General features: G+C 68.1%; 7 protein-coding genes. 6 read left to right on the forward strand and 1 reads right to left on the reverse strand.

Annotated elements, in window-relative coordinates; all coding sequences use genetic code 11:
- Positions 1-29: 29 nt before the first annotated feature.
- From AB0H36_RS43335 to AB0H36_RS43360, 6 genes are all read left to right on the forward strand, one after another.
- A complete protein-coding gene (locus AB0H36_RS43335; protein WP_360537156.1) occupies positions 30-989 on the forward strand; it encodes a DNA cytosine methyltransferase in 960 nt (319 codons plus the stop codon).
- The gene (locus tag AB0H36_RS43340) at positions 986-1,408 is read left to right on the forward strand and encodes an RRQRL motif-containing zinc-binding protein (RefSeq protein WP_360537141.1); all 423 of its coding nucleotides are present in this window, start codon (positions 986-988) and stop codon (positions 1,406-1,408) included. Before AB0H36_RS43335 ends, AB0H36_RS43340 begins: the two co-directional genes overlap by 4 nt.
- A 23-nt stretch (positions 1,409-1,431) precedes the next feature.
- Complete coding sequence (locus AB0H36_RS43345; protein WP_360537143.1) at positions 1,432-2,304, forward strand: bifunctional DNA primase/polymerase; 873 nt, start codon at positions 1,432-1,434, stop codon at positions 2,302-2,304.
- Positions 2,301-3,938 carry a YfjI family protein gene (locus AB0H36_RS43350; RefSeq protein WP_360537145.1) on the forward strand — a complete coding sequence of 546 codons (1,638 nt, stop codon included), beginning with the start codon at positions 2,301-2,303 and terminating at the stop codon, positions 3,936-3,938. The genes AB0H36_RS43345 and AB0H36_RS43350 overlap by 4 nt, the downstream gene beginning before the upstream one ends.
- Positions 3,939-4,017: 79 nt before the next feature.
- Positions 4,018-4,221, forward strand: a complete 204-nt coding sequence (locus AB0H36_RS43355; protein WP_360537148.1) for a helix-turn-helix domain-containing protein — start codon at positions 4,018-4,020, stop codon at positions 4,219-4,221.
- A complete protein-coding gene (locus tag AB0H36_RS43360) occupies positions 4,218-5,639 on the forward strand; it encodes a tyrosine-type recombinase/integrase (RefSeq protein WP_360537150.1) in 1,422 nt (473 codons plus the stop codon). Before AB0H36_RS43355 ends, AB0H36_RS43360 begins: the two co-directional genes overlap by 4 nt.
- Before the next feature lie 116 nt (positions 5,640-5,755).
- Here the strand turns inward: AB0H36_RS43360 and AB0H36_RS43365 are convergent, their stop codons facing one another.
- Positions 5,756-7,171 carry an IS1380 family transposase gene (locus tag AB0H36_RS43365; RefSeq protein WP_360537152.1) on the reverse strand — a complete coding sequence of 472 codons (1,416 nt, stop codon included), beginning with the start codon at positions 7,169-7,171 and terminating at the stop codon, positions 5,756-5,758.
- Positions 7,172-7,387 lie beyond the last annotated feature (216 nt).

The raw sequence follows: 7,387 nt of genomic DNA on the forward strand, positions 1-7,387 counted from the left end.
TGACTGCATCCGTTGAGCCGCTGCATCTGGTGTCGCTGTGCGCCGGGATCGGCGGTATCGATCTCGGCTTTCACCGCGCTGGCATTCCCACCCGCGCCGCTGTCGAGATCGACCCGCAGGCACGCGGAGTGTTGGCCGACCGGTTCCCCGCAACCGTCTTGTGCGAAGACCTCACGGAGGTGACCGCTGATGACCTCAGAGCAGTTGGAGTTGTTCCCGACCGAACCGTCCTCGCTGCCGGATGGCCCTGCCAGGGCAACTCATCTCGCGGCCGTCGTGGCGGCCTGGCAGATCCACGCTCGCGTCTGTGGGTGCACGTCGCGCGACTGCTGGGTGACCTTCGTCCCCGTTGGTTCGTCGGCGAAAACGTCCCTGGCCTTCTGTCCGTCAACTCAGGCCGCGACTTCGGACGAGTCCTCGCGGACCTGGCCGACCTCGGGATGGACAGTGCCTGGCGGGTGCTGGACGGTCGCGGTTTCGGAGTACCCCACCGACGCCGCCGACTCGTCCTTGTCGGACATTCTGGAGACCGGACCGCACCTGTCCGCGTACTCGTTGAACCCGACCGTGTGCCGGGGCATCCTCACCCGCACGACGCGCCGCCGACGCAACCTCCCACCACCGCTGCGGGCAGCACTGGAACACGTCGCGGCCACCGCGACGCAGCCGACCGAGGCGGCCTAACCACCTGGGCACCGCCGTACGCGCACTCGCTCGTGAGCCACGGCGGCAACGACAAACAGGACCCCTCGATGGTCACCTACGTCGTCCAGCCCCACACCGGACCCCGGCGGCTGACGCCGCTGGAGTCCGAACGGCTGCAGGGGTTCCCGGACGGCTGGACCGCCACCTCCAACGGCGACCCACAGTCCGACCGTGACCGGTACGCCCAGCTCGGAAACTCGGTTGCCGTCCCGGTCTTCGAGTGGGTTGCGCGCCGGATCGACGCCGTTGACCACACGAGCTCGCGAGCAGGTGAGGTGGCATGACCAACGCACTGGACCGCGCCACGCTGCACCCGGCCGCGGCGCGGTGGATCGAGCTGTGGAACGGCCAACAGGCTCTCGGCTGGGACCACCACGGCACGCGGGTGTTCCGGTTCCGGTGGGCGCCGGCAGGGCTGGCCACCCGCCGGCAGCTGCGGGCGATGCGGATGTGTCCGGGCGGGCAGGAGCCGTACGCGCTGCTGGTGTGGCGCAACGGGAAGCGGTGGGCGTGGCTGTACCGGCTCGACCTCGCCAGGCCCTCCCGAGTCCCGTCACCCGCGCAGCTCAACGCCTTGGACAAGGCGATGGAAGCGCGCCGCACGTGCGGGCTGTGTCGGACCGTCACGGACTACTGCATTCCCACTTCGGACGGCCGCTGCATCGAGTGCATCGACGCCGCCAACTACCCGGCCGCCGCCTAAGCCAACTCGAGGAGGTACCACCGATGAACGACCTGCTGACCGCCGCCGTCGCCGCGACCGAGCGCGGCTTGGCGGTGTTCATGCTCGGTCGCTCCAAGCGGCCGGTTGCCAACTGTGACGACTGCCGGGACAACCCGCACGACCCGGCGACCTGTGGGCACCTGACTTGCCACGGGTTCTATGCCGCCACCACCAACCCCGAACGGGTCGCGCAGATCGTGGCCGCCGTACCGGCCGGACAGCTCGCGGTCAGGACCGGTGCCGTGTCCGGGGTGGTGGTGGTCGACGTGGATCCCGCGCACGGCGGAGACGTGAGCCTGGCGGAGCTGGTGGCGCACCGACTGGTGCCGCGCACGCTGTGGGTCCGCACCGGCTCCGGTGGGGTTCACCTGTACTACCGCCACCCCCGCCGCGAGATCCCGTCACGGCCGATGCCGAACCGGGCCGGGATCGACATCAAGGCAGACGGCGGGTACGTCGTGCTCCCGCCGTCGATCCACCACCGCACTCACCAGCCTTACCGGTGGGGCGAGGGACTCCGCGAGCCGGTAGAGATGCCCTCCGCGCTGATCGCTGCATGCCTGCCCGTCGCGCCGGCGACTCCTCCCGCCCAGCCGTCCGGCTCGATCCGGACCACCGAAGCCGGGGGCATCTCCCACCCAGAACGGTTGCTGACCGCACACCTGGAGGCCGTCCGGCAGGCACCCGAGGGCAAGCGCCGAACGACACTCTACGGCGCCGCGCGGGGCGTTGCGCGGATGGTCGCGGCCGGTGCGATCAGCCACACCGACGCCGTCGCCGCGCTGACCGACGTGGGACAGCAAGCCGAACAGACCGCCCGCGAAATCCGAGCCGCCATCGCTGGCGGGTTCCGTGCCGAAGGGATCGCCGCGTGACTGCCGAGCTGCCCGACTGGCTGCCGCCCCTGCCACCGATCACCGAGCCACCCGACGACCCGTGGGACCCGGTGCCGCCGACCCCGATCCGGCCGGCGCTCACCGAAAACCGTGCCCGGGACCCGCAACGCGATCTTTCGGCGCCCGCCGCTCAGGGGTGGGACGGCCCGCCGGTGCCGCTGAAGACGAAGCGGCTCGTGCGGCCCTTCCCCGTACAGGTGTTCCCCGGCTGGCTGGCCGATCAGGTCGACGCGGTCGCGGAAGCCACACATACCCCGGTCGACCTGGCCGGGTCCGTGGCTCTGGCCTGCCTGTCCACGGCCGCCGGCGGCAAGGTGCTGGTTCGGGTCACCCGGTCGTGGGTCGAACAGGTCAACCTCTACACCGTCACCGCGCTACCACCCGGCTCCCGGAAGTCGCCGGTCTTCCGGGCCATGACCGCACCCCTCTCCGATGCTGAGGACGCGCTGCGGGAGATCGCGGCAGAACAGCGGGTGGAAGCCGAGCTGGCCGCCCGCATCGCGATCGCACGCGCCGAAGACCTTGCCAAGAAGGCCGAACGCGCCACCGCCAACCCGCACGAGGCACTGGCCGACGCGACCGCGGCCGCCAGGGAAGCCGCGGGCATCGTCGTCCCCGAGCTGCCCCGGCTGATGACCGACGACGTCACGCCCGAATCATGCATCTCGCTACTCGCCACCCACGGCGGCCGCATGGCCGTCCTGTCGGCCGAAGGCGACGTGTTCGCCACCCTCACCGGCACCCGCTACTCCGCACAACCCAACCTCGGCGTGTTCCTCAAAGGCCACGCCGGCGACAAGCTCCAAGTCGACCGCAAGGGCCGCGAGTCCGAAACCGTCGACCGGCCCGCGCTCACGCTCGGCGTCACCACGCAGCCCGGAACCCTTGCAGGGCTCGCGGCACAGCCGGGCTTCCGGGATCGCGGCGTGCTGGCCCGGATCCTCTACAGCGTTCCGCCCAACACCGTGGGTAGCCGCAACAACGAAGCCGAACCCGTCCCCGAGTACATCGAAACGACCTACCGCGACGCGCTCAAGACCCTCGTACTCGTCCTGGCCGACCACGACCAACCGCACCAACTCGACCTCGACCCCGACGCCGGACAGGTACTGCTGGACTTCCAGAACTGGCTGGAACCCCGGCTGCACCCGCAGACCGGACAGCTCGCCGGCATCACCGACTGGGCCTCCAAGCTCGCCGGTGCCGTCGTCCGCCTGGCCGCACTCCTCCACCTCGCCCACAACTTCCACCACGGCTACGCCCGACCCATCACCGCCGACACCATGCGCGCCGCCGAAAACGTCGGCCGCTACTACCTCGACCACGCCCTCGCCGTCTACGACCTCATGGGCCGATCCGACCCCGACCTAAACGACGCCCGCGAAGTCCTCACCTGGATCACCAAACACGGCCACCCCACCTTCACCCGACGAGATGCCCTCCGTTCCCTCCAAGGCCGCACCAGATTCGCAACCGCCGCCGACCTCGACCCCGCGCTCACCCTCCTCACCGACCACGGCCACATCCGACCCAAGACACCCGAGAAGTCCAGCAAGGGCGGCCGTCCCTCAACCGCCTACGAAGTCCACCCCGACGCCCTCCGAACCCCCTGACAAAAACCGACAAAACCCCGAGTTCTGTCAGTTTTGTCGGTTTTGTCAGGGGCCACCTCGACCCAAAGGAGACACCCGCGTGAGCACGGCAACCCCCATCCGGGGGAGAGCGCATCTCACGATCGCCGACGTGTGCGCCGACCTCGGCGTCGCTCGCTCGACCTTCTATGACTGGCGGGCCGCCAAGAAGGGACCCCGCTGCATCAAGCTGCCCAACGGCGACATCCGAATCCGCACTGCCGACTACGAACGCTGGCTCGAGACTCTGGAGGACGCCGCATGACCGACGGCACTCACATGGATCTCTCGTACGACGTCCGGATTTACAAGATCGAGGAGTACAAGGGGAAGAAGAAGGCCACCTACCGGGCCCGTTGGGCTGTGGCCGGCAAGCGATTCGGCGACACATTCACCACCAAGAAGCTTGCAGAGACATTCCTGGCAGGCCTGACGAAAGCAGCGCGCGAGGGTGTGCCATTCGACAAGAGATCAGGCCTTCCCGCCCCCATGGCGCGGAAGCTCTACACTCGAAACTGGTTTACGCATGCGTGCCAATACGTAGACGCGAAGTGGCCCCATATCTCCCCTGGGCACAGGCGGGGCATCAGTGAGACGCTGACACAGGCGACCCTCGTGCTCTTCGAGGACGAGCGAGGAAAGCCAAGCGAGGCGGCGATCCGAAAGGCTTTGCACGGCTGGGCATTCAGCAAGAGTGCGCGCAACGGTGTCCCAGTCGAGAAGGCGGAACCTCCAGAAGATCTGCGCCCTGTGATTCGCTGGCTGGCGAGCAACACCGTCGAGCTGACCGCGTTCGAGGATGCTGCGACAACCCGCAGAGTGCTCGATGCCCTGGCTACGCGCCAGAACGGCAAAGCCGTTGCGGCCAGCACCATCACTCGGCGTCGGGCGACCTTCCACGGAGCGATCGCGTACGCGGTCGAGCTGAAGCTCTTCAACACGAATCCATTGGAGACCGTGAACTGGAAGGCTCCGAAGCACGATGACAAGGTTGACCGCCGCGTGCTCGCAAACCCTGACCAAGCCCGCTCGCTGCTGGCGGCCGTTGGTGAAATCTACCCGTCGTTGGAGGCGTACTTCGGATGCGAGTACTACGCCGGGATGCGACCTGCGGAGGTACGTCACCTGCGCAGATCGAACCTTCTAACTCTGCCGGAGGAAGGGTGGGGCGAGATGCTGCTTGACGGCTCCACTCAACAAACCGGGCAGGCGTGGAGTGACAACGGGGAGGTTCGCGATGAGCGACCGCTGAAGCACCGCGCTGACAACAGCACTCGTAGTGTGCCGATCTGCCCAGAGCTAGTTGCACTGCTAACGCGGCACCTAGAGCAGTTCGGCACTGGACCCGACGGACGACTGTTCGTGACGCGAGTCGGCCGCTTCGGACGTGTACCGCTGAAGGCTTACTGCAACCCCGTGCATCCGAACACGCTCACCCGAGTTTGGGCCAAGGCGCGGAAGAAGGCCCTCACAAAGGAACAGTTCCTCTCACTGCTGGCCCGCCGACCATACGACCTCCGACACGCCTGCCTGACACTTTGGCTCAACGCAGGTGTTCCGGCGACACAGGTCGCGGAATGGGCCGGACACAGCGTCAAGGTGCTCCTGGACGTGTACGCCGGCTGCATCGACGGCCAGGAGGAGGCTGCTAAGCCTGATTCCGTGGATCGCCTGGGTTCTTGAGGTGAACTGGCTGAGTGCCCGGGGTCGGCTGGTGTTGGGCGTGGCTGGGTGGCTGGTCTGCCCAGCCTTTCCACGTGGGTTCTGCCGGGTTGTGCCTGGGGTGGCGGGTGGGTGGGTCAGGCGGTGGCTGGTGGTCCTGTGGCGGGACCGAACACGTGTTGCCAGATCGTTAGCCACTGTTTGGCCCAGGGCCAGTGCGCGGGAAGATGAAGCATCTGCCGGCGTTGCGGGTTGGCCAGGCGTGCGGGCACGTTGACGATGCGCCGGCGCAGGGTTGTCCCGCGGGCCACCGCGAGCCTGCCGGTGTGAGGGGTGTCGTCGAGGGTGCCGGTGGCGCGGAGCAGGTTGTGGGTGATCATCGCGCAGACCGCCCAGGCGTGGTTGGCCGCGAACCGGCCGGACGGCAGGTGGGCCAGGGGCCCGTCGATCAGGTCGGCGAACACGGTCTCGATGATCGCGTGCCGCCGGTGGGTGAGGTCGGCCTCGACGGCCGGTTCGGTGCTGTTGGTGAAGAACGGGTGGTAACGCCAGACCGGGAACAGCTCGTCGAGCTTGGTTTGGTCGCGGACCCGGCGCACGATCAGCCGGGCGGTGACCGGGAGCTTGGTGGAGGCGAACGCGGTGAACTCGACCTCGGCGACCTCGGCGTCGCTGATCAGCTCGCCGGTGTCCGGGTCGAGCACGGCGCCGGGGTAGCGCACCGGGGTCCAGGCGCCGGGCGCGATGGTGTCGATCGCGGTGGACACCGCCGGGTTCTTGGTCAGCACCACCGAGAACCGGGCCTTGGTCTTGAGGCATACGGCGACGACGGCGCTGTTGCCGTAGGCGGAGTCGCCGCGGACCAGAATCTCGCCGGTCGCGCCGGCGGCGCGAGCAGTGGCGATCGCCTCGCGGACCATCGAGGCCGCGCCCTTGCCCGAGCCGGTCTTGCCGCCACGCAGCCGGATCCCCGCGACCACCGGGGCACCCTGCTCAGTGCTGATCGTGGCGGCCAGCGGCGACAAGCCCCGGCGCAGGACCTGTCTGCCGGAGATCTTGGTATGCCCGAAACTCGCGCCCTGCTTGGCGCGCCCATACACCGGGCGCAGCAACGAGTCGATGTCCACATACGCCCGGGACTCGATGCCCGCCAGCAGCCCGGCCCGCTCGACCAGGTTCACCAGATGCGCCCGCGCTACCGCGGCCAGCTGGCTGACATGCCCATGGGTGAACTCGCGCAGGAACTGCCCCAACGTGGCCGGCGCATACACCTCGGCGAACAGGCGCTTCATCCCACCGGACCGCAACACCTGCAAGTCATCGATACAGTCCGCATCCGCAGCCATCCCCGCGATGATCGACGACACCTTCCCCGCAGGGTTCACCCCCGCCGACTTCACCCACGTCGCCCCGAGCGCCACCCGCTGCTCGATCAACTCCGACAACCCGGCCTGCTCGCCCAGCGCCATCACCGGCACCAACCCAGCACACGACACCAGACGCTCGTCATCGAACAACGGCGTGGCTTTGGACCACAAATGCGGTAGCTTCACTTCCAGTGCCTTCTCGGCTCGGTCGAATCAGGACGTCAGCACTCCCGATTCTCCTTGCCCAGAAGGCACTTCCTACGTCAACACACCCAACGACCAACTACCCGTCCACGGACTCAGGCTAAGCCTCGATCCACCGACCGGCCTGGCGTGGGTGGCTGATTCTCGATGCGCTGCAGGGTCGGCTGGGTGTGGCGTGGTGGGACGTCCCGCCTCGCT

The sequence above is a fragment of the Kribbella sp. NPDC050820 genome (assembly GCF_040653975.1).
Taxonomy (GTDB): Bacteria; Actinomycetota; Actinomycetes; order Propionibacteriales; family Kribbellaceae; genus Kribbella.

What these genes read in the sequence shown, in the direction of transcription:
- AB0H36_RS43345 (WP_360537143.1), top strand. Translation starts at nt 1,432, where the DNA reads ATGAACGACCTGCTGACCGCCGCCGTCGCCGCGACCGAGCGCGGCTTG.
- AB0H36_RS43360 (WP_360537150.1), top strand. Translation starts at nt 4,218, where the DNA reads ATGACCGACGGCACTCACATGGATCTCTCGTACGACGTCCGGATTTAC.
- AB0H36_RS43340 (WP_360537141.1), top strand. Translation starts at nt 986, where the DNA reads ATGACCAACGCACTGGACCGCGCCACGCTGCACCCGGCCGCGGCGCGG.